Genomic DNA, 21,039 nt, shown 5'->3' with positions numbered 1-21,039 from the left:
CCAAAAGAGTGAGCCGAAATCTGCCAAACCTCAGGCGGCGCACCACGCCTGGACGCGCATGCGGTGCGGTTCACTTCGGAAACCCCGCCGAGCCCCGAAGTACTAGTTGGTTACAGTTGCAACCACGTCGACTTGAAGCGACTGTGACAACTCCTCGATCGCTCCTCCAGCCGCATAATCAAACGCGACCGTGAGCGCGGTCGCGGCTTCACAATCGAGCGGTTTTTCGAGCGGAAGAACCAGACATTGGTTGGCCCACGTGATCGCGCGTTGGGCGGGTTCATCGATCGTCAAAACGTTCTGCGTGACCAACCGGATCGCGTTGACGTGGCCGTCGCAGCGGAGCTGGATCGGAATCGCAGCCGCAAATCGTGTGGGGATCGCTTCGTCGTAGGCGAGGTTGGCGTATGGATGCAGATCCGAAAGTTCGATCGTTCGGGTTTGTCCCGCCGTTGGTGCTTGGAACATCGGTACCGGGGCATGATATCCCGCAAAGTCGAACGACTGCTCGACAAGCTGTACCATCAAGATCGAAACTTCGGGGAGGAAGACCGGCAGGGCGACCGGGCAGCGCGAATGAGCGTTCATCGCACGACGATAGTTTTGTTTAAACGAATGAATTACCTCGGTTTGCTTTTCCCGCAGCAATCCGACGTGCAACATTTCACACACCACCACGTCGACCGGCTCAGATGGTACGTACTCCGCCGCATCGGCGTGCACGACATTGACCAGTTCCGCGAGCCCGTTCGCTGCAAGAAAGCGACGCGAGGTGGCTACCAGTTCTGGGTTTCGCTCGACACAGGTGACCCGTGCCCCCCGCCGTGCGGCGAATGAAGATAGGACACCGGTGCCGCCACCGAGTTCGACGACATGCATTCCAGGCCGGACGGTCAAATCAATCGCGTCGCGAAAGGCACCGACGCGATCCTCATCCTGCAGCATGTTGTAGTGATAGAGCAGCGGGATGTATTGGCCGAGAACTTCTTCTTCAGCCCGCGATTCTTCGCTGGGGTGTGAAAGGGTAGCCTGCGCGGATTGGTTGCGTGTGTTTTGATTGGATATGCTCATCCCGCCCACCCTACGGAATCCTCAATCGGGTCAACAATATCGGTTTCAGGTGCAAATTACGTCCCTGCGATTCACAGGGGGCGACTGATTTTCGGAAGTGTGCGTCGAGCCGATCGGCACGGAATCTGCCAACCGTTACAATCTTGTGACCTCCTGAGCGTCCTCGCACGCCCGAAATTTCGCGATCATTCCAACTGCACTGATGAACTCAACCTCCAACGAACCGAATCCTCGCGACGAACGTGCGAAACAGGCTGCCATTCATCAGGCGGCAATGGACGAGGTCCGTGGGCAGTACGAAGAACTCGCCGAATTGGCTGGATCACTCGCCCACGAGATCAAAAACCCGCTTTCGATCATTCACATGAATATCGAATTACTGAGCGAAGACTTGGTCGACATTGATACGCCCGCGAGTCGCCGTTGTTTGCCCCGCGTCGACATGGTCCGCACGCAATGCGAGCGGATGGAAGCGTTGTTGCGAGACTTCTTGAAATACGCGCGGTTGCGACACATCGACTTGATCCCCGGCAGTTTGAACGATCAAGTCAAACAGGTGCTCGGAGCCTATCAGGCGCAAGCCGATGCCCAGAAAGTGGACCTGCAGCGGTATCTCGACCCTGATTTACCATCGATCCGATTGCACAGCGACTCGCTGCAGTCAGCCCTCATGAACCTCGTCAAGAACGCGCTCGAGGCGATGCCCGATGGCGGGCAGTTGTGGGCACGCACGTATAGCAACCGAAGTGGCGTCGGGCTGGACCTGATCGACACCGGCGGCGGACTCGACGACAACACCGTGCTGCATATGTTTGAACCCTTCTACAGCACCAAAGATGGTGGTTCCGGTCTGGGGCTTCCGACGGCTCGCAAAATCATCGAGGCCCATGGCGGTCGCATCAGCGTTCAAAGCGAACTCAACCGCGGCACCAAGTTTTCACTGCAATTCCCGGTGCCCCCTCGGCTGCAGTGAACACAGAGTCTCGCATAAACCGCGCGGGAATCCCCGGCGTATCAGGTGATGACCGCTGAAAATTCGTCCACGATCGGTTTGACAGCTCGCGGAGAGCATTTCAGCTCTCGTCGAGCACTTCCGATTGAGGTACTGCCCAATCGCGGTTAAACGCTACACTACCTGCTCGCCAGATTTCCTTTAAATGCCTGGTGTGCGGCTCCTGGGCGGAACTTTTCCGGTTCTCCCCTTCTGCCGATGACTTTTTCCGCCCCTCTGCTTGATCCGACATGCCTGAAACCGCAGCTTCCGCGACTGAAACCGATGCAGAACCTTCGCCCCAGGAAGCCTGGGATTCGATGCCGCTGCTGCAGCAACGGGCGGCCGTCTTTCGAGTCCAGTGGGGGCGTGAAACCGCAGAAGCGTTTGTCGTCGCGTTCGTGCTGGCATTGTTGTTTCGAGCATTTATCGCCGAAGCGTTCGTGATCCCGACCGGATCGATGGCGCCCGCGCTGATGGGCGCCCACAAGGACATTTTCTGCGACCAGTGCGGCCAGCAATTTCCGATCGGTGCGAGCCTGGAGAATCGCCAGTCGACGATCGAAGACGTCGTCGTGGGCGGGATTTGTCCGAATTGTCGATACGTGAACGCGTTGGACTTGAAGGACAATTCGGAAGACGCGACCTTCAGCGGCGACCGGATCTTGGTCAGCAAGTTTGCATATGCGATCAGTGATCCCAAACGCTGGGACGTGATCGTGTTCAAAGTCCCCATCAATCCGAAACAAAACTACATCAAACGACTCGTCGGGCTGCCCAACGAAACATTGAGCATCATGCATGGCGACGTTTATTCGTCACCCACCGGGCCGGCTAGCGTGGAGGCCCAGCCGATGACCGCGAATCGCCGCACGGCGCTGGGCGAGATCTTACGCAAACCGCCCGAAAAGCTGTTGGCGATGCAGCATTTGGTCTACGACAGCAATCACCAAGCCGCCGCGCTCCTCGACGCGAATTATCCGGCCCGGTTACAACCGTGGCGACCGGGTGCGACCCGACCACCATCTGATTCGTGGAACGTGTCTCAATCGGCCGACGGACTTGTTGCCAAGGTCACCGCGGGGGCACAGCCTGAATGGCTGAGGTACTACCATCGCTGGCCAACCGACGAGCAATGGCAGAAGGCCAAATCGGGACTCTCACTCGCCAACACCAATCCGTACGGGAGTCGTTTGATCACGGACTTCTATGCCTACGATGCGTACCTGTACGTTGCGTCCGGCCGCGTCTACGACCTCAAACCGTCACCCGGAGGCTTCTCGTTGTCGGGACAATCCCGCAGCGGTGGCGTCTTCCGACCTGACTATCAATCGGGTGGCGACCTCAGCCAATTCCGTAATCACCTTAAGTATGGTGGCACCGGGTACGCCGGCGACGGTGTTCACTGGGTCGGCGATTTGATCGTCGAAGCAGATATCGAGACGGCATCGGGTGCACAATCACTCACGCTGGAAATCGTCGAAGCTGGCGTGCAGTATCGCTGCACGATCGACCTCGCCACGGGTCAAGCACAGCTATCAATGGAAGATGATCAACCGAGATTCTTTGACACCTTTGACGAAAAGGTCTCCAATCCAAACCCGGTTGCATCCACGTCCGTGACAGCGGGTACCCGCCACAAAATCCGGTTTAGCAATTGTGACGACGAACTGTTGTTGTGGGTCGATGGAGAGGTTGTCTCCTTTGATGGCCCAACAACGTTTGACGTTTCCAGCTTCCTCAGCCCTCAATCGGTTCGCCCTAAATACGACGGCCCTGGAAATCCGCTGGATGCCTCGCCAGTCGGCGTCGCGGTGCAAGGCGGGGCGGCGACGCTCCATCATCTCGATATCAACCGGGACAAGTACTACATCGCCACCAAAGACGGCGAATCTCGGATGCTCGATTACGACATTCCCGGTCTAAACGAATTCGTGGGGTCGGTGGTCCGCGTGGAAGAAATCCAAGCGGTAATGGGCGAACCCGAAATTTGGGACGAATTTCCCGGATGGGCGACGCGGCGGGTCGTCTCGTTTCCGATCGGAGAAGATCAGTTTTTCCCGATGGGTGACAACAGCCCCGAAAGTCTCGACGCTCGCTGTTGGGCGGGCACCAAGGAACGATTCGGGCGTAATCGCAGCGTCGATCCCGACTCGTACAAGTTTGCCGACGCCTCCTACGTGCCACGAGATTTACTGGTGGGCAAGGCACTCGCGATCTTTTGGCCTCACCCCTGGCCGTCACCGCTCCCCTTTACCCCCAATTTCAGCCGCATGCGTCTGATTCGATAGTCGAGATTGTGCTGGCGACGGGATTTTGCGATTGTAGGCTGACGCCCCGTTTTCCCTTCCCGCATCCCAAGATGCCGGCCTACCATGTCTGACGATTTCGATTCCGCCACCATGCCCCGCAACGGCCGAGAAGAGTTTGCCGAACGAGAGCCGATTCTCGAGGCGGTCGGTCTGCAAAAAACCTACGGCCGCAGGCGAGTGGTCGACGGTGTCAATCTCAGCGTCGGCGCCGCGGAAATTGTGGGATTGCTCGGGCCCAACGGGGCGGGTAAATCGACCAGTTTCCGCATGATTTGCGGCTTGGTGCAACCGGACCGGGGACGCGTCTACTTGAGCGGCCAGGATGTCACCGATTGGCCAATGTTCCGCCGAGCCCGCGACGGGAACATGGGTTACCTGCCTCAGGAGCCCAGCGTCTTCAAGAAACTCTCGGTCGAGCAAAACATCTCAGCACTGCTCGAATTGCTCGGATTCGATCGCAAGCGGCGGAAAGAACGCACCGACGAACTCCTCGAAGAATTCAACATCACCCATATCCGCAAGAGCCCTGCCGCGGGTCTTAGCGGTGGTGAACGACGGCGTCTGGAAATCGCGAGGTGCCTCGTTTCCAACCCACAAATCGTGATGCTCGACGAGCCGTTCGCGGGTATCGACCCCGTGACCGTGCAATCGATCCAAAGCGTGATCACGCAATTACGTGATTCCGGGATCAGCGTGCTCATCACCGACCACGCCGCCCGCGAGATTTTGACGACGGTCGATCGTTGCTACGTGATCTACCAAGGCCAAGTGCTGATTGACGGCACACCGGACGAAGTCAAACGGCATCCGAAAGTGCGAGAGGAATACCTCGGCGACCTGGATGCCGCGGCCGGAGTTCCCCATCGACCGCAGGAAGCGAACATCCAGCGTGTCGACGCGCCGCACGAAAACCTCCGCGTCAAACCCGCCGTCACCCGCCAACGCCCCCGCCGCGTCACCGACGTCTAGCAACTCTTCCTTCAAAAGTTCGCCTGGACGTCACTTTGCCTCCCTCGTGGGGATCACCGGCATCTGATTTACTAGCCCGCCGTGCGAGCAAGGGATTCTAAAGGTCCGCTCACTTGCGCGCCCTGAAATTGCGTTCTTTGACTTCACCCTCCCGCGCGCGGGAAGTGACGCCTCCGCCCCACTCACGAGAAGGACGAAGGCCATCGGAAAACGATTCCACAGTTGAACACTCGCCGACAGAATCGGCGAATGAGAACCGTCAGAAGCCGAGCTTAGGCTTTCGCCTTTTGCAACTGCTCCGTCATGCTTTGGCGAGCTTCCTCGATCGCCTGCGGCAGCTTCGCTGGGTCCTTGCCGCCCGCCTGCGCCATGTCTGGCCGGCCACCGCCACCTCCACCGACAACCTTTGCCGCGTCGCCGACCCAGTTGCCTGCTTTGAGGCCACGGTCGACGAGGTCGCGGCTCAGACCGCCAACCAAAACAACCTTGTCGCCTTGAGCCGATCCCAACAACACCGCGGTTGGCCCCTTGCTCTTCTTGCGGATTTGGTCGATCCATCCCCGCATGATGTTGGGGTTGGCACCAGGCGTTTCGGCAACGACGAGCAACGTGTCGCCCACCGTCGATCCGGACTCAATCAAATCGTCGGCGGAGATCAATCCGCCTTCACTGATCTCTTTTAACTCGGTGACCAAACGGCTGCGATCGGTCAACAGGGAATCGAGTCGATCGACAACGTCATCGATCGCGACGTTGAGACGCCGCGTCAACGCTCGCACAGCAGCCCGAACGGCGTTGTAGTCGGACGTATCCGTCGGTGTCGCTTTCGCGGCGGCGGGATCGAACCGAAACTCGGTCGAATGGTCTACCGCCTTGCCTGCCGAAAGTTCTTTCTTGAGTGTCCGGACGTCCTCCAACAACGCTTCCGTTGCGGCCGCTGCGTAGGCGGGTTTGCAACCGAGTCGCTCGGCAACTTTATCGAGCAAGTGCATCGTTTGCTCACGGTGCTGTTTGGCTCGCTCACCGGTGAGAGCTTGGATTCGACGCGTTCCCGTCGACACGCTCTCCTCGACAACAACCTCAAAGGCACCGATGTCGGCGGTGTTGGTCAGGTGCGTCCCGCCGCAAAGTTCGCGGCTGAATTCACCCATCGAAACCATCCGACAAGGATCCGGGTATTTCTCACCAAACAGCATCATCGCCCCAGCCTTGCGGGCATCGTCGAGCGATACCGTGTCCCAGCGGATTGGCTCACGTTTGGCGACAAACTCCAGCACATCCTTTTCGATCTCTAGCAACGTTTCGTCGGGAATCGCTTTGGGGTTTGTAAAGTCAAAGCGCAAACGGTCCGGTTCGACTTTACTACCTTGTTGCTCGGCGTGACGACCGACGTGTGTGTGCAACGCGTGGTGCAACACGTGCGTCGCCGAGTGAGCGCGGGCGAGGGCGGTTCGGTTAGCGACGTCCACTTTCGCCGTGCACGTTTCGCCTTCGCTGATCTTGCCTTTGACGAGTTTGCCGTGATGAACAATTAACGAAGCATGGCGTTGGGTGTCGAGCACTTCGAAGCGGAAGTTTTTGTTTTCGATCACGCCGGTATCGCCCACCTGACCACCGGATTCACCATAAAACGGCGAGTGATCCAGCACGATCCGCAACACCGCGTCGCCGGGACGATCCAGATGCGAGAGCAACTGCCCTTCGTCGCCTTTCTCTCTTCCGTCACCGGTGATGATGCCTTTGACGGTAGCGGTCGCTTCGGTCGATTCGTAGCCGACAAACGGAGTCTCCCGCAGAGCTTCTTTGAGCGTTTCGAGCGGTCCGGTTTGGAACAACACCCGTTGACCGCCATCGCTGTCACCGGCGTGTTTTTCCATCGCTTCGCGGAATCCGACCCAATCGAACGTGAAGTTCTGTTCGGCGGCGAGCGTTTGGACGAGCTCAGGTGGCACGCCATACGTTGTCAACAGATCCGCCGCTTCGGCGCCCGGAACCATGACCGACGATTCGGCTTTCATATCCTCAAACAGATTACCGATCCGTTTCATGCCGCCGTCGATCGTGGCAAAGAACGCACGCTCTTCGGATTCAATCGCTTCGCCAACCCGCTGCGTCGTTTGGCTGAGTTCGGGATACGCTGCCTTGGATGCTTCAGCGACGGCGCTAGTGAGTTGGTACAAGAACGGTTCGCGGAGGTTCATTTGATAACCGTCGAGCACGGCGCGGCGAATCAACCGACGGATAACCGAGCGGGCATCTTTTGGACCGGGGTAAACGTTCTCGTGAATCGAAAAGACCGCCGCGCGGGCGTGGTCGGTAATCCGGCGAAGCCTACGTCCGTTGTCGCTCTGGTACTCGTACTTCACCCCGCAAACTTCAGCGGCCGCGTGCACGATCGGCAGCAAGCTGTCGATGTGAAAGTTCGTCGGAACGCCCTGCAGAACGCTGGCCGTGCGTTCGAGTCCCATGCCCGTGTCGATGTTCTTGCTGGGCAACGGATGCAAGTTATTCGGTGGTGCACCGACGCGATTGAACTGGGTGAAAACAAGGTTCCAAATCTCAACGTCGCTGCCGTCATCGAGATGGTAGTAGATTTCGCTGCACGGTCCACAAACACCGTCAGGACCTTCGCTCGGCGCCGACGCGGGCCAGAAGTTTTCGTCTTCCTCCATGCGTGCGATTCGCGACGTCGGCAAACCAATCGTTTCGTTCCAAATTTTGAACGCTTCGTCGTCGTCTTTGTATACCGTCACCGATAGACGGTCCGGATCGATGGCCAGCCATTTTTTGTCGGTGAGGAACTCCCATGCCCAGGCGATGGCTTCCGGTTTGAAGTAATCGCCGAAGCTGAAGTTACCAAGCATTTCGAAAAATGTGTGGTGAAACGCCGTACGTCCGACATTGTCGATGTCCCCGGTACGGAGACATTTCTGACACGTTGTCGCGCGAGTGAAGTCGAGCTTTACCTTGCCGAGAAAGTGATCTTTGAATTGGTTCATACCCGCGGGGGTGAATAGCACGGACGGGTCCCATGCCGGAACCAACACATCACTGGGTTGGCGAACACAGCCTTTCGTTTCAAAGAACTCGAGGTACTTTTCGCGTAATTCGTCGGTCTTCATTTTCGTTCGGTGTAGTGAGTGGTGTGTTAAAATTCGGTATCAAAGAACGCTCTTCCGAGGACGAGCGTTTGAACGGACAAAAGTGGAATTGACCGATCGAGGTCTGCAGTCTGAAACGGGCCGGCAACCCCAGTCAATGAGCGGTCAGCTCACGGGTTCCAAGATTTCTTTACCCACCCAAGGCTGCAAGATCTTGGGGACGGCGATCGAACCATCGGCACGTTGGTGGTTTTCGAGAATCGCAATCATCGCACGACCGGTTGCAATCGCGGTGCCGTTGAGCGTGTGAACATACTGCGTCCCCTTTTGCCCCGGCGTCTTGTAACGAACGTCGAGTCGACGGGCTTGGTAGTCCGTGCAATTGCTCGTGCTGGTAACCTCTCCCCACTCGCCGCCATCCCCGCGTCCGGGCATCCAGGCTTCGAGGTCGTATTTGCGATACGCGGGTCCGCCGAGGTCACCGGCGGCGGTGTCCACAACCCGGTAGGGGACTTCCAAGGCGTCAAAGATTTCGCATTCGAGTTCACGCATTTCTTCGTGAATCGATTCACTCTGTTCGGGCAGCGTGAAGGCGAACATCTCGATCTTGGTGAACTGGTGGACGCGGTACAGGCCTCGCGAAGCCCGTCCGGCTGCACCGGCTTCGGTCCGGAAACAGTGACTGAGCCCACATAATTTGATCGGCAGCTTCTCGCTCTCGAGAATCTGGCCGCTGAGCATGCCGCCGAGCGTGATTTCCGCCGTCGCGACGAGATTCAGCTCGGTATTCTCGATGCTGTAAATCTGTGTCTCCGGACCGCGCGGATTGAACCCGGTGCCGTGCAGAACACTGGTCAGGGCCAAGTCGGGTGTGGATACAGGCGTGAACCCACGATCACTCAGAAAACTGATCGCAAATTGCTGCAGCGCCAAATCCAATCGCACGGCAGCGTTTCGCAGGAAATAGAATCCGGATCCGGCCACGCGGGCGCCGCTCTCGAAATCGAAAAGGTCGTGCTTTTCGCCGAGTTCCAAATGGTCGATCGGTTTGAAATCGAAGGAGGGTTTCGAGGTTTTGCCAAACCCCAGCTCGTTGGCGTCTTCCTCCCCGCCATCGGGCACGGCCGGATGGGTCAGGTTGGGCAAGACCGCTTGCAGTTCGAGAATCTTGGCCTCGAGTTCACTTTGTTCGGCGGCAGCGGCGTCTTTTTGCTCGCGGAGCGCACGCCCCTCGGCGATTAACTTTTGCCGTTCTTCGTTGTCCTTCGCACCAGCGATCCGTTTGCTGGTTTCGTTCGCCTGGGTATTGAATTCCTGGGACCGTTTCAACGCCGCGAGCCGTTGGGACTCGAGTTCGCAGATGGCTTGGACGTCCACGGAAACCCCACGTCGAGCCGAGTTTTCGGAGACCAGTTCGGGATTTTGCAGAATGAATTTGCGATCGAGCATCAGCGGGAGGATCGGTTGCGAGAATGGGACAGAATTCAGAAGCTGCACAACTTAACGAAAGTCAGCGAGATTTCGCAGGCCCAATCCCTTTCGCCGACGTCGGCTACTTCAGCGGTCCTCGGCCGTGGTGCTGGCGAATGCGATTCACCAGCGTCATGGCGAGGTGATGCGACCGTAAACATGCGGCAATTCGGCTGGTGGAAACCTTCCAAAACGGCGCCACCAAGCTCGGCTGGCCGCCTGCGGCGTGCAAATCGTTGAGCAAAAGTGCGAGCACCGCCGGTTTGGCGTCATTTCCCTCCGCCATTTTCAGCGGCGAACCACGAAAACGGTCGCGAACCGCCTGCTCCTGCGAATCGGCTGAGCCCCGGTCGCTGGCCCCCAACGCGTCAGCCAACGGAGACGGCGTCCGCAGACTCACCGCGAGCACGTACCGCAACCGGCGAATCGCAACCTCTCGATTGCGATGCTGATTCCGCTCTTCGGTCGCCTCGGCAGTGATCTCGGCGGGCCGAAAGGTGACAAACACCCCCGACGCTGTGCGATTGCGATGCTGGCCACCGGGACCACCGCGAGCCTGCGTTCGAAAGTCACACTGTTTTAATAATTCATCGACATCCCACACCGCCGGATGAGGCGAATCCACCTTCGTCAGCGGCATCCGCTCGTCCGCCGCAGGCATTGCCGGCGACTGGTCGGAATCTTTGCCCGACGGTTTTCCGGCCGGATGGGATGACTCACTCATAAACGTACTTTCCTCGCTGGCACTCTCACGGTTTTCAAGATGCGAGCTATCGGACATGTCCGAGTCGAATTATTTCATCGTTGATGCCGTCAGCGCGTATGGAGTTGACTTGACCTCAGTTGGCAGCCGTTCCCAAGATAGCTTGGCCCTGTCTTACGGTCACGGGTGAGCCTTCGGCGACGAAGGTGGAGGATGGGGAGGAGGCGAGTGAGTTGGCAAATTGCTTTCCATAAAATCCGGCGAAGTCGCCATCGAGTTGAGTGCTGACCGCCTCCCAAACTCGCCACTGAGGGTGTTCGACTTGGTATTCGATCGTGCCGCGGTTTCGCTTGGACGAGTAGCCCCAGTAGTGTTCGGTAATGAATTCTTCTTGGGAGCCCGGTTCAGGATAAAAAGGGTCGCCGTGGTACTCGCCCCCGATCGTTAGCCATTGACCGGCGTGCCGCCAACTGTAACTGGCTCGCCCGTTGGCTTGAGGCGAAGGAGCTGCGAGCGTCGATCGCATGGGCAGAGAGACATAGTTCTCTTTGTAGATCCATCTCGCTACCGCCGCGATCGCGAACCGTGGCACGACTTCACGCACAAACACTACGCCGCGTCGCCACTCCCCGCTGGCTCGATGCCGCACATAAAACCGCAAGTTGACTTCGTCGAAATTGCGATGAAACGGAATCGGAACGCCCAGTACCTTCGTATGCAAAAACTGGAACGCGACCAAGCTGACAAACGTTTTGCCTTCCCAAAAATCGATCTCGGTTCCCGCTGGAACGAATTCGCTAAGCTCGACGGGATCGATCTCGAAATTCAGCATCACGAGTCGACGCCATTCAGCCGTCAGGAATGGAGAATTCATGTTGTTGGTCAACCGGTCGTGATGTCGGCGGCTAATTCGGGAGTGTCATCGGCCCAGGAACACATTTGATCGGCATCCCATCGGCGGCACTTCGGATCGGGGTGGAGTAGCCCCGTGAGCACGCCCTGTAGTTCGTCGGACACATTCAGCTTGGGCCATTCAGACGACGGAACGGTCGCCCGTTTGAGATCGAGTAAATTGACGGGGTCACGATCTTGAAACAATCGTCGTCCGGTTGCTAACTCAGCCATCATGCAACCCAACGCGTACCAATCCGAACTCGGAGTGACCGCGTCGCCGCACAATTGTTCGGGTGCCATGTAAGCGGGTGTCCCCTTGATGTAGAGATCCGATTGATCTTGATCCAACGACTGACACAAACCGAAATCGGCGAGCGCCACCCGACCTTGGCGGTCCAGTAAGACGTTCTCGGGTTTGACGTCCAAATGCACCACATTCTTCGAGTGGGCGTGGTGTAAACCGCAGGCGATCTGCCCGACCAATCGTCGCACGGAGGATTCGTCCAGCGAACCCCGATGGCGAAGCACACAACGCAAGTCGGTACCGTCGAATAATTCCAAAACCAAAAACCGCGTTCGCACGTCGACGAACGAATCGTAAACTTCGATCACGTTGCGATGACGCAGACTCTGAAGCACACTCGACTCTCGGTGAAACAGGTCCACGACGGCGGGATCGTGCACGAAGCGATGACGAAGCATTTTCAAAGCCACGCGACGTTCCGGTTCACCGTCGGGATGACTCTCATAGATAACCCCCATGCCTCCTCGACCGATGCATCGCAGCAAACGGTATCCGCCCAAGCTGCGTCCACAAAGTGCATCGATCTCGCGTCGGCCGAGTCGATCGCTCACCAATTGGCTCAGCGCGATTTCGATTTCGGGGAATTCCTCCCGCAAGTCCGCGAACGCGTCTGCCGAAAGGGTCAACGTTCGCACGTTTTCGGTTGCGAGTACCGTCGCGGTGCAGGTGTGTCCGCTTAAAAGCGACATCTCGCCGACTACGCTCCCTGGACCACAACGATCGATCACTGAGGTCTCTCCCGTCTCGGAGGTTTTTCGTATCTCAAGATGTCCGGACAGAACGATGAACAGCCCCTGCGTCGGTGCCCCTTGGCTCATCATCGCGTCGCCGGCAACAAACTTGCTCTCGGTGAATGACTGCTCAAGTCGTTCGACTGCTGTGCGAGTCAGCCCCGCAAAGGTCGGACAGTCGACCAAAGCGTGACGCGCGGTCCGAATCGACACCAACCTTCCGTCGCCGAAAAATGACGATTCCTCCTCGGGCATGACCACATCGAACGGACATATGCGCGAAAGTGAATACATCAGCGACGATTCGTCCTGCCGCGTCCGCAATTGGGCATCCATCGCCAACAACTCGGCAAACAATTTGGTACGCAGCGGTTCGGCCGCTTTTTCGACCCATTGCTGCAGCGATTCGCGTCCGCCTGATAGCAGCCAAGCGATTTCGAACTCATCGCACAATTGATCGATCGTCGCGAGCTCGTCCGGAGTCAATTGTTTATCATAGGCCACGATTTAACTCTTTTAATAACACGGCGACGTCGTTGCCGCTGCCCAGCGTCGGCGAATCAATCATACTCCCCCCGCCCTCTCTCGCACGATACTGTATCATACGGGTCCCCCGAGGCTGCCCCCAACCGGCCGACGACTCGAATAGCGATCCCGATTAGTAACCGTCGCGTTTTCGAGAATTCCCAGCAAAACGCTGGTGCAGAACGATGACAAACCTGGCAGACCATGGGGCGAGTACCGCCGCGTCAGTGAACAAGATACCAGAGGCGACTCGTCAATCAGGACGGGTCAACACAACGTGTGATCAGGTGCGAGATGGAATTGGACGATGAACTTTCAACGTGGATCGGCAACCTGAAAAAGGGCGATTCACGCACGCAACAGGAAATCTGGAATACCTATTTCTCGCGGCTGATTGCGATGACCCGCAGCAAACTGCGTGGAACACGGATGCGAGAGTTCGACGAAGAAGACATCGCGATCAGCTCATTTAATAGTCTCTTTCGCGCAATCAAAGAGGATCGCGTGACACAGTTGGACGACCCTTCAGATCTGTGGAAACTGCTAGTGGTGATCACCGCTAGAAAAATCTCGGCGCAGTATCGTCGACAAATCGCCGCCAAACGCGGCAGCGGACGGGTGCGTGGCGAATCGATCTTCATCTCTTCCGATGACACAACGAGGCCCGGCCTCGAACAAGTCCTCGGGCAGGAACCGTCGCCCGAAATGGCAATGGGAGCCGCCGAAACGATTCAAGAACTTATGGACAGACTGCCCGACCCAAACCTTCGCCGTATCGCTTGGCTCAAATTCGAAGGCTATTCCAACAAAGAAATCTCGGAAATGATGAACTGCGTCGAACGAACGATTTCACGCAAAATCGAACGCATCCGCTGCCTGTGGACGTACCAGGAAACCAAGTCAGCGTAAGGCATTGGCAGATGTCGGTTCCATCCGCCCGTGCTCGCTAAATACCCATGATGTCTTGGACCATCTGCCAAAGATCTTTCCACAGTGGTCGCGGTGGCAAATGCACCACCACTTCACAGCGGACTCCCTCCCAACGGGGCAGTGTGTCGATCGGAATATCAACCTGTTCAGGGACATCACACACGGCTTGGTAGACACGCAAATCGGGGTTGTCACCTTCGGGTCGCGACGTCGGCTGAGACTCTAACGTATCCGGGGCATGCAGCGGAGAAACACCCGACACTTCCGACCTCAAGACAGTGGAATCATAACCGGGAATACGAAATCGCACCGGGCAACCGATCTGAACATCGTGTTGGTCACCCGCGTTCATCGGCATAAATAGCTGCAGACGATTCGAGGACGCAACGCGGCACCATGAGTAGCGATCACCCGCTGGCTCTCCTACACCGGGCGAAAGATGAATCGGATTTTGATGCACGTCGTGCTGAGCCACTGGAACGTCGCCGGACGGCAAAATCACTCCGTCGGCCGGAGACAGAACGTCCAGTTTTGATTGCCGAGACTGCAATTCGGCGACTTTTTCGGTAACCGCTCGAGTCGCCGCATCGAGCACATCCCAATGTGACTCCGGTGCATGACCTGGAACTCCCGATTGGCGGCGATTTCGGCTCGACATTGCATTCATATTGCGGCTGGACTGCAATGACGCGAGCCGGGCTGCTCGGGAGCGATGCTCAAGCACGCGTGCTTGCCCGTGCGTTGCTGCCATTTCGAGTGATAGCTCAGGATCGCTAAGCCGAGCTAAACATTGCCCCTGCAAAACTTGATCCCCTACTCGCACGTTCACCTCGTCAATCGTGCCTTCGGCGGGCAAGTAAACGCTATGGGCATCCTTGCTGCGTATCTGACCTTCGACATGTCGATATCGCGGCATCGGCACACCAATCAGAGCCACCACTGCGGCGACCGCGAGCAACACCAACCCGCGACGCCGAATGCTCGAAACCGCCGACCAGAATCCGCTTCCCTTCCACATTTCCCATCCCGCATTCATTTTTCGATACAAGGCTCGGCCCGCCATCGCAACTAACACCGTGGCCACTAACCGCCACGCGCCCCATCGATCGGCGATACCGAGCAACATCGCGGCGATCGCGACGACCAGGGTCAACCGATAGACAGCCGCTGCGACATGGTAAATCAGAAGCGCCCAACGGCGATGCCCGAGGTGGAGCCATCGCATAAGCGGCTCGGTCAAAAATCGTTGCCACGCTCGCCGTGCTTCGCTTCGCAAATTGGTGCTGTCGACGAGATCACTCAAGATGAAATATCCGTCGTACCGCATGAGTGGGTTAGCGTTGAATAAAATCGTGCTGACGCCACACACCAAGATGATATTCATCGCCGCCAATTGAACATTCGGCGAATCCGACAAAATCCATGCCCAGATCGCAAGCACACACAACACACCTTCGGCAATCATCCCGGACGCCATCACCGCCGCGCGCCGGATCGCGTTTGGTTGTCGCCAAACTTCGGTAACATCGACATAGGGACACGGCATCAAACACAGGAACCAAATCCCCGCTACGCCGCACCGAGACCCCAGGCGTCGACATGCGGTCGCGTGCCCCAGTTCATGCACTGATTTCGTGATCACGAATAACAACGCAACACTCACCGGATGTAGCGATTGCAGATAAGCCGAAAGCGACGGAATGGATCCGCTCCAATTCTCCCACCGCACGACGATCATGATCAATCCGGCGATGGCGGCAATGATCCAGAACAGCAACGCTCGCGGTGCATAAACGAAACCACTCCAACGCACCAATCGGCGTGCGATCGGATCAATGGACCCGATCGGAATACGTATTGAAAGCAACGACCAGGAGGGACCAGCAACGCGGCCGCAGCGGTTCTCCGTCCATCCCGCGGCGACGGCCTGCTGCCATAAGGAGGCATCCGGCTCAGTCGATACCGTGTCTTGACCGCTCGACCAACCGCACAGTTGATCCCAAACCGCTCGTTTGATTCTGGCGAAGCGACCGCCAATGTCGTCGACGATCACACAATCGCGGTTTCCCGACAGCGTCGAGATTTGCAGGTCGCGGCGGAGCGGCAACCGGCTCATCTCAGCGAACCCGATACGGAGCGATTCTTCCTCCACGCGATCTCAGCATCCGAGCAGTGGATTTTCATCATCACTTCCATCCCTGGCGACAATTGCCATCCATCGCCAACCATGCCGGGTTTCTGCGCGTCGACGGTTCCGGCAATGTGCCGCCGATTTTCGACTTCGGCATGCAAACGGAAGCGATTGCCGGGTAACCGAGTCGGGTCGACCGAGATCACCTGACCGCGTAACGAGCCTGTCCCCTGCGCAGTCGAAGCCGAGGAGGAGACATGCGGCTTCCTGGATTCGTTGGACCAATGGACCGTTACCGACAAACCGACACAGCGTGCCGGGTCGAGCTGATCTGCATCAACGAGGGCATGCAGATGCAGGACACCGGCGTCGGCGATCGTGACTAAGGGGTCACCCGCATGAATCCATTCGCCAAGTTCGCGATACACGTCGAGGACGATTCCATCAATCGGGCTCGTGCACTCGAGTTGCTGCAGTTCGTGATCGATCATGGCGAGATCGGCCGCACGCAGTTGCATGTCGATCTCAGCTTGACGCCACTGTTTTTCGGCTCGCGCGAGTTCGAGTTCGGCGCGTTCGGTGGCGAGCTTCATCCGCCGCAATTGATTGCGTGCGACCGCGCCACTGACTCGATCGCTCGCCGCTTGACCGTCATCCAGTTCCGCTTGGGCTTCAGCGAGAGCTGTTTCGGCGTACTGAATTTCGACGCGATCTTGCAGCACCAAACGGGCGGAATCGTATCGCAACGATGCCGCCCGGCGACGGATCACCAACGCGGTGTCATCCAGTTTCGCGATCGTTTGACCTTGAGTCACCCACTGATTTTGCCGAGCCTTCAATTCCGCAACCGGACCACTTTGTCTCGCCGGGACATCGATTTTTCCAGCGAATTCGACGACGACGTCTCGCACCTCGACAACCGAATCGTCGCTGCCGTGGAGAGATGACAACGGAATCGCAAAGGCCAAGACGGCAAACAAGATGGGTGACTTCATAGGTAGATTCCGACTCGGGTTTGGCACCAACTGACGATGTCTTCCATGAGAAACCATCCGAGCGATGTTCGACCGCAGTGGATTGCAACTCGGGCGGGCGTTTCGGTCAGCGGCTGGTCGCCGAGTTGAGGCGCCGCCGACAACGTCATTCGCAAAATCACGCCGGGGGTCCCATCAACGGGATCAGGAACGACAGGACCAAAGCGATGCGGGGTAGCCTTCTGCGACTCACCCGGTGCCCATCGGGTCGAGACTTCAGCGGTCAGGTTTTCTTCGGCGAGAGCATGATCAACTCGCGCAACACGACGTTGAGGAATCGTGGCGTCCACCACCCAAGTCGTGTCTTCGGCAATCACGCTGAGCACCACGTCACCTCGTTTGAGCGGCCGGCCCGCCAGTCGTTCTTGCAGTCGCCATGCATCCACACGCCCGTCACGACGGGCACGAAGCACGAGATCAGCTTCGCATTCGGCGATGAGTTCGAGCTGACGGTCGATCGCGTCGATCTCTTCGCTGATCTCGTGATCGCTCTGCAATTCGGCGGCTCCACCCGTTGGGCTGCTCGATGCGACCAAGGCATGATTAAATTGATCACGCCGCTGCATCAAAACGGCGCGACGTCCCAGCAATGTTGTTTTGCGTTCGGTGAGTTCACGGGAAACGAGAGTTGCCAGCATGTCACCGCTTTGTACGGTTTGTCCGTGATACACATGCAGCGTTTCCACCGTCGCGTCGGCCACCGTGTGATACGTGTCGAGTTCCAACGGGCGGATCAATCCGGTCGCTGGAACCATTGACGGGATCGGCAAACAGAGCAGCAGCGTGGTGGTCAGTGCGATCGCGGCGATTAAACCGGAGCGACGGCGAGCGGCTGAATATACCGAACGTTTGCGTTCCGTATTTTCGGATCCTAGCGCCAACGCCGACTCATCCTCTTCGGTTGCAGACAATCGGGTCCACCATCGTCCGCCCGGAATCGCTTCGATCCGGTTCGCAGCCAGCCAAGCTTGATTCCCGCCAATGAGTAACCTTTCAAGGACTTCGCTGACCTCGGGGTTCGGCTCGTCCTGTTGGCGAGATTGGTCGATGGGTTCGAACAAGACCAGCCGCCATCTTGATTCGCAATGATGAGCGACCAACCATCGCGGCATCACCGCTGGTTTGTTGGTTGCCGATCCGCTCGATGCCGACTCGGATTGGCGACGGTCCTCTCCCGAGCGACGATTGGTTTCGATCGAGGCAAACGCGAATCGTTTGTTGCGGCGCAGCGGCACCTCAGCGACACGGCGAATCTCCGCCGCCGCATCACTGTGTTGGTCAATCCGGTCAACATGACTGACCGCAACGATTTGCGGACGTCCACGATCGACGCGGCATAACGCGACTCGTGGGCAGTTCGTCACCCGCGCGACCGCATCGACCCACGCCGCCTGGATCGCTCGCGTGGACGTGAGTTTGCCCATCTGGTCGATCAGTTGCGTGCATTCTTCGAGCGATCGCAATCGTCGCGTCATCGTACGGAGTTGATCGGCTCGCAAAAACTCACCGGCGAGTTCTCCCATCTGCGCCAGAAAACGCAGCGAGCCCCTCTGGCTGGCGGGACTGCCGCCGGGTTCGAGAAAAACCTCCAGCAAACAATTGGGGAGCGAAGCTGCCGGGTCCACCAGAATAGGAACGATCGCTGCCGGATATTTGGTTGGGTTGGCTGGAACATCGGCGTCCGAAGCCCCGGGAGTTGGCGGCACCACGACGGGCGAATTTTGTCCCGCGACTTCGAGCAACAAACAATCGTGTACCGCTTCGGCAGTGGGATCGAATTGATGATCCGTGATCGTGCCGATGCGATGTTCGGCGCGGTAGTACAACGGTTTACCGGCGTCGTTCGTTGTAACGGTGTTCGACGAGTCATCGATCGCGGTCCAGACCACGACACCGTGCGCCGCCATCGCTCGAAGAACACGATCGGCGAGGAAACGCATGTATTTTTCGCGTCCGCCATCACTCCGCTGCGCGGCGGCAACTTCGCGAACGATCTGAGAAATTTCCTGGCGTGCTTGATCCACAAGCCCTTCGGTGGACGCCGGGTTTCCACCGCGAAACGGCGCACCGCCAGCTGCACCGGAGGACGTCTCTGACATTCCCGGTGTGAAGAGAAACGGTTCGCTGGCAACGGTCGTCGTCACGACACAACCATGATCCGAAAGAGTAGGAAACGAAAAGGAATCAAAACCGATCGCGTTTTTTCAGGGAGACACCGCCACCCAGTTAACGCCACGTTCCCGAACTGGGTCCGCGACCTCGGTCACCGACGCGTGAGTCGAGAACAGCCGGACTAATCGGCGTCGATAATGACGTTTCAGGCTGAGGCGTCGCTGCGGAATAGCGACCACTGGCCAACACAGATGGCGGTGCCCAGGTCGGTGTGGTTCGGCCGGCGGCTAAAGATTCGACGGCGGTGCTGTTGTTGGAAACGGCGACCCGATTTCCAGGTGGCAACATTTCGATTCCCGCTGCCTCGGGACGACTCGACGTCGCCAATCCTTCGGCCCGACGATGGTACCAACCGTTACCGGCATCCGCTTCGCTCACCCGACCACGATCGTTCGCAGCAACGAGACTGCGAGTCCGATCATTGCCGGCAGTCGGCTGCGGACGCGTCGCGGCGGCAAACGCGGTTGCTGGGGCGATGTTGCGCTGCGGTCGTGCCGACGCCGATGCGTTGGCTGCGTCGAGCGATGCGATGGAGGCGTCTGGCGTCGATGGTCGACGAGTGTCCGCTTTGACGAATTGCTCAACCGGGCCACTGCCCGCTTCGACCCATGAGAGCCAAAACTCTTGCAGTTCAGCGAGCGATTCGTATCCGTAGTGTTTCTGAACGTTGGCAGTCCACGACGGTCGCTGCATGTAGTCTTTCAAAAAACTAATAAACGTTCTCGGTCCTTGTTGAGCGATCAAGAATCGGCAGACGGAGTAGCCTTGGGCGTACATCGGCAACACGTCGGCGGGATACTCGGTCAACAAGAACAATCGGTTCATCGCGATGCCACGCCGTGAGGAAAGAAACTCACGCAGTTTGGCTTCGTGTTTGGTTCGTTCGGAAACGTGTTCAACCGTTGTGCAAATTCCTTCGTCCGCCCAGCGAGGCAGAGGGCGGCCGAAATAGGTCGCCAGCACCGTGTGGGTGACTTCGTGTGGCAGCACGCTGTCGAGAATTCGCTCGGGTGTGCCGATGACCTCCATTTGGAAATCACGCACGGGGGCGGGGTTGTAAGTCGTCACGCCTTGGGCAGCGAGATTGGGTCCCGCGACCACGCGAACCGGACAGGGTGTCGGCCACGGTGGCAGAGTGGAGCCGGTCCAGTAGGTTGCCAGCTCGTCACGATATCGCTCGGCGGCATCGCCCACTGATTTCGCCAATTGGGGCGTGGGGGCTTCGATTAAAAAGTTTCGTGTGCGGAAGTTCGCCGCGTCTGAACTTGCGGCCGTCAAAGTGACGCCCAACAGGACAGCACTGAACAAAACCCCATACACCGAGAAGTGCTTGCGAGGTGACGACCAAGGGCCGAATACCCGACTCGCGGATTGCTGGGCGCAGACCGAGTGGGTGCGATTGGCGGTGGCATCCATGCCGTTTGACTCCATCGAAGCGTTTTTTCGTCGACCGGTGAATCGTTCACCACATACGTCGAGCCGGGAGTCTAGGCAAAACTGCTAACCCGGCGATACCCAGAAAATACCATGAGCTTTTCTTGCGAAACTCGCCCATTTTTTGACGATTTTGTATCCTCATAGAGAATCCGAGGTCTGTCGCTCCCCACACCACCGGATCATCATGGGAGCGATTTCCCTTAAAATTGGCTCGACGACGCCCGCCACCACGGTCCGCTCCTAGAACTTCTGAACCCGTCACGG

General features: G+C 57.9%; 14 protein-coding genes. 4 read left to right on the top strand and 10 right to left on the bottom strand.

Annotated features, from left to right (window positions below):
- Positions 1-102: 102 nt before the first annotated feature.
- Entirely contained in the window at positions 103-1,071 is a 969-nt protein-coding gene (locus tag NB063_RS14570; RefSeq protein WP_250929468.1) for a methyltransferase domain-containing protein, read from the bottom strand.
- A 202-nt stretch (positions 1,072-1,273) separates the two neighbouring features.
- On the opposite strand from NB063_RS14570, the gene NB063_RS14565 reads away from it, so the two are divergent.
- From NB063_RS14565 to lptB, 3 genes are all read left to right on the top strand, one after another.
- Entirely contained in the window at positions 1,274-2,044 is a 771-nt protein-coding gene (locus NB063_RS14565; protein WP_250929467.1) for a sensor histidine kinase, read from the top strand.
- A gap of 269 nt (positions 2,045-2,313) precedes the next feature.
- Positions 2,314-4,353, top strand: coding sequence for a signal peptidase I (gene lepB / locus NB063_RS14560; protein ID WP_250929466.1), 2,040 nt, complete (start codon positions 2,314-2,316; stop codon positions 4,351-4,353).
- A 111-nt stretch (positions 4,354-4,464) separates the two neighbouring features.
- Positions 4,465-5,343 (top strand): LPS export ABC transporter ATP-binding protein, encoded by an 879-nt coding sequence (gene lptB, locus NB063_RS14555; RefSeq protein ID WP_250929732.1) that lies wholly within the window; start codon positions 4,465-4,467, stop codon positions 5,341-5,343.
- Between the two features lie 272 nt (positions 5,344-5,615).
- On the opposite strand, the gene alaS is transcribed toward lptB, so the two are convergent.
- From alaS to NB063_RS14530, 5 genes are all read right to left on the bottom strand, one after another.
- Positions 5,616-8,465, bottom strand: a complete 2,850-nt coding sequence (gene alaS, locus NB063_RS14550; protein ID WP_250929465.1) for an alanine--tRNA ligase — start codon at positions 8,463-8,465, stop codon at positions 5,616-5,618.
- A 144-nt stretch (positions 8,466-8,609) separates the two neighbouring features.
- Positions 8,610-9,893: a serine--tRNA ligase gene (gene serS, locus NB063_RS14545; protein WP_250929464.1), complete on the bottom strand. Its 1,284-nt coding sequence runs from the start codon at positions 9,891-9,893 to the stop codon at positions 8,610-8,612.
- 103 nt (positions 9,894-9,996) lie between these two features.
- Positions 9,997-10,638, bottom strand: coding sequence for a peptide chain release factor family protein (locus tag NB063_RS14540; RefSeq protein ID WP_250929463.1), 642 nt, complete (start codon positions 10,636-10,638; stop codon positions 9,997-9,999).
- Positions 10,639-10,753: 115 nt separating this feature from the next.
- Positions 10,754-11,491: a YqjF family protein gene (locus NB063_RS14535; RefSeq protein ID WP_250929462.1), complete on the bottom strand. Its 738-nt coding sequence runs from the start codon at positions 11,489-11,491 to the stop codon at positions 10,754-10,756.
- A gap of 8 nt (positions 11,492-11,499) precedes the next feature.
- Positions 11,500-13,050, bottom strand: coding sequence for a protein kinase domain-containing protein (locus NB063_RS14530; protein WP_250929461.1), 1,551 nt, complete (start codon positions 13,048-13,050; stop codon positions 11,500-11,502).
- Between the two features lie 315 nt (positions 13,051-13,365).
- Between NB063_RS14530 and NB063_RS14525 the strand changes: the two genes are divergently transcribed.
- A complete protein-coding gene (locus NB063_RS14525) occupies positions 13,366-13,980 on the top strand; it encodes an ECF-type sigma factor (RefSeq protein ID WP_250929460.1) in 615 nt (204 codons plus the stop codon).
- Between the two features lie 37 nt (positions 13,981-14,017).
- Here NB063_RS14525 and NB063_RS14520 read toward each other — a convergent pair whose 3' ends face one another.
- The 4 genes from NB063_RS14520 to NB063_RS14505 form a co-directional block, all read right to left on the bottom strand.
- Positions 14,018-16,117, bottom strand: a complete 2,100-nt coding sequence (locus NB063_RS14520) for a biotin/lipoyl-binding protein (RefSeq protein WP_250929459.1) — start codon at positions 16,115-16,117, stop codon at positions 14,018-14,020.
- Positions 16,114-17,127 carry an HlyD family efflux transporter periplasmic adaptor subunit gene (locus NB063_RS14515; protein WP_250929458.1) on the bottom strand — a complete coding sequence of 338 codons (1,014 nt, stop codon included), beginning with the start codon at positions 17,125-17,127 and terminating at the stop codon, positions 16,114-16,116. The genes NB063_RS14520 and NB063_RS14515 overlap by 4 nt, the downstream gene beginning before the upstream one ends.
- Complete coding sequence (locus NB063_RS14510) at positions 17,124-19,310, bottom strand: HlyD family efflux transporter periplasmic adaptor subunit (protein ID WP_250929457.1); 2,187 nt, start codon at positions 19,308-19,310, stop codon at positions 17,124-17,126. The genes NB063_RS14515 and NB063_RS14510 overlap by 4 nt, the downstream gene beginning before the upstream one ends.
- Before the next feature lie 82 nt (positions 19,311-19,392).
- Positions 19,393-20,754: a hypothetical protein gene (locus NB063_RS14505; RefSeq protein WP_250929456.1), complete on the bottom strand. Its 1,362-nt coding sequence runs from the start codon at positions 20,752-20,754 to the stop codon at positions 19,393-19,395.
- Between the last annotated feature and the right edge of the window lie 285 nt (positions 20,755-21,039).

Source organism: Aporhodopirellula aestuarii, assembly GCF_023701485.1.
GTDB classification, from domain to species: Bacteria; Planctomycetota; Planctomycetia; order Pirellulales; family Pirellulaceae; genus Rhodopirellula; species Rhodopirellula aestuarii.
The sequence above is the reverse complement of the archived record's forward strand: the minus strand, read 5'-3'. Positions and strand labels throughout refer to the sequence as shown.

Excerpts from the sequence above, each read along its gene's own strand:
- NB063_RS14515 (WP_250929458.1), bottom strand. The coding sequence starts at position 17,127 with ATGAAGTCACCCATCTTGTTTGCCGTCTTGGCCTTTGCGATTCCGTTG.
- lepB (WP_250929466.1), top strand. The coding sequence starts at position 2,314 with ATGCCTGAAACCGCAGCTTCCGCGACTGAAACCGATGCAGAACCTTCG.
- NB063_RS14570 (WP_250929468.1), bottom strand. The coding sequence starts at position 1,071 with ATGAGCATATCCAATCAAAACACACGCAACCAATCCGCGCAGGCTACC.
- NB063_RS14520 (WP_250929459.1), bottom strand. The coding sequence starts at position 16,117 with ATGAGCCGGTTGCCGCTCCGCCGCGACCTGCAAATCTCGACGCTGTCG.
- NB063_RS14535 (WP_250929462.1), bottom strand. The coding sequence starts at position 11,491 with ATGAATTCTCCATTCCTGACGGCTGAATGGCGTCGACTCGTGATGCTG.
- NB063_RS14505 (WP_250929456.1), bottom strand. The coding sequence starts at position 20,754 with ATGGATGCCACCGCCAATCGCACCCACTCGGTCTGCGCCCAGCAATCC.
- NB063_RS14525 (WP_250929460.1), top strand. The coding sequence starts at position 13,366 with ATGGAATTGGACGATGAACTTTCAACGTGGATCGGCAACCTGAAAAAG.
- NB063_RS14565 (WP_250929467.1), top strand. The coding sequence starts at position 1,274 with ATGAACTCAACCTCCAACGAACCGAATCCTCGCGACGAACGTGCGAAA.
- NB063_RS14540 (WP_250929463.1), bottom strand. The coding sequence starts at position 10,638 with ATGAGTGAGTCATCCCATCCGGCCGGAAAACCGTCGGGCAAAGATTCC.
- alaS (WP_250929465.1), bottom strand. The coding sequence starts at position 8,465 with ATGAAGACCGACGAATTACGCGAAAAGTACCTCGAGTTCTTTGAAACG.
- lptB (WP_250929732.1), top strand. The coding sequence starts at position 4,465 with ATGCCCCGCAACGGCCGAGAAGAGTTTGCCGAACGAGAGCCGATTCTC.
- serS (WP_250929464.1), bottom strand. The coding sequence starts at position 9,893 with ATGCTCGATCGCAAATTCATTCTGCAAAATCCCGAACTGGTCTCCGAA.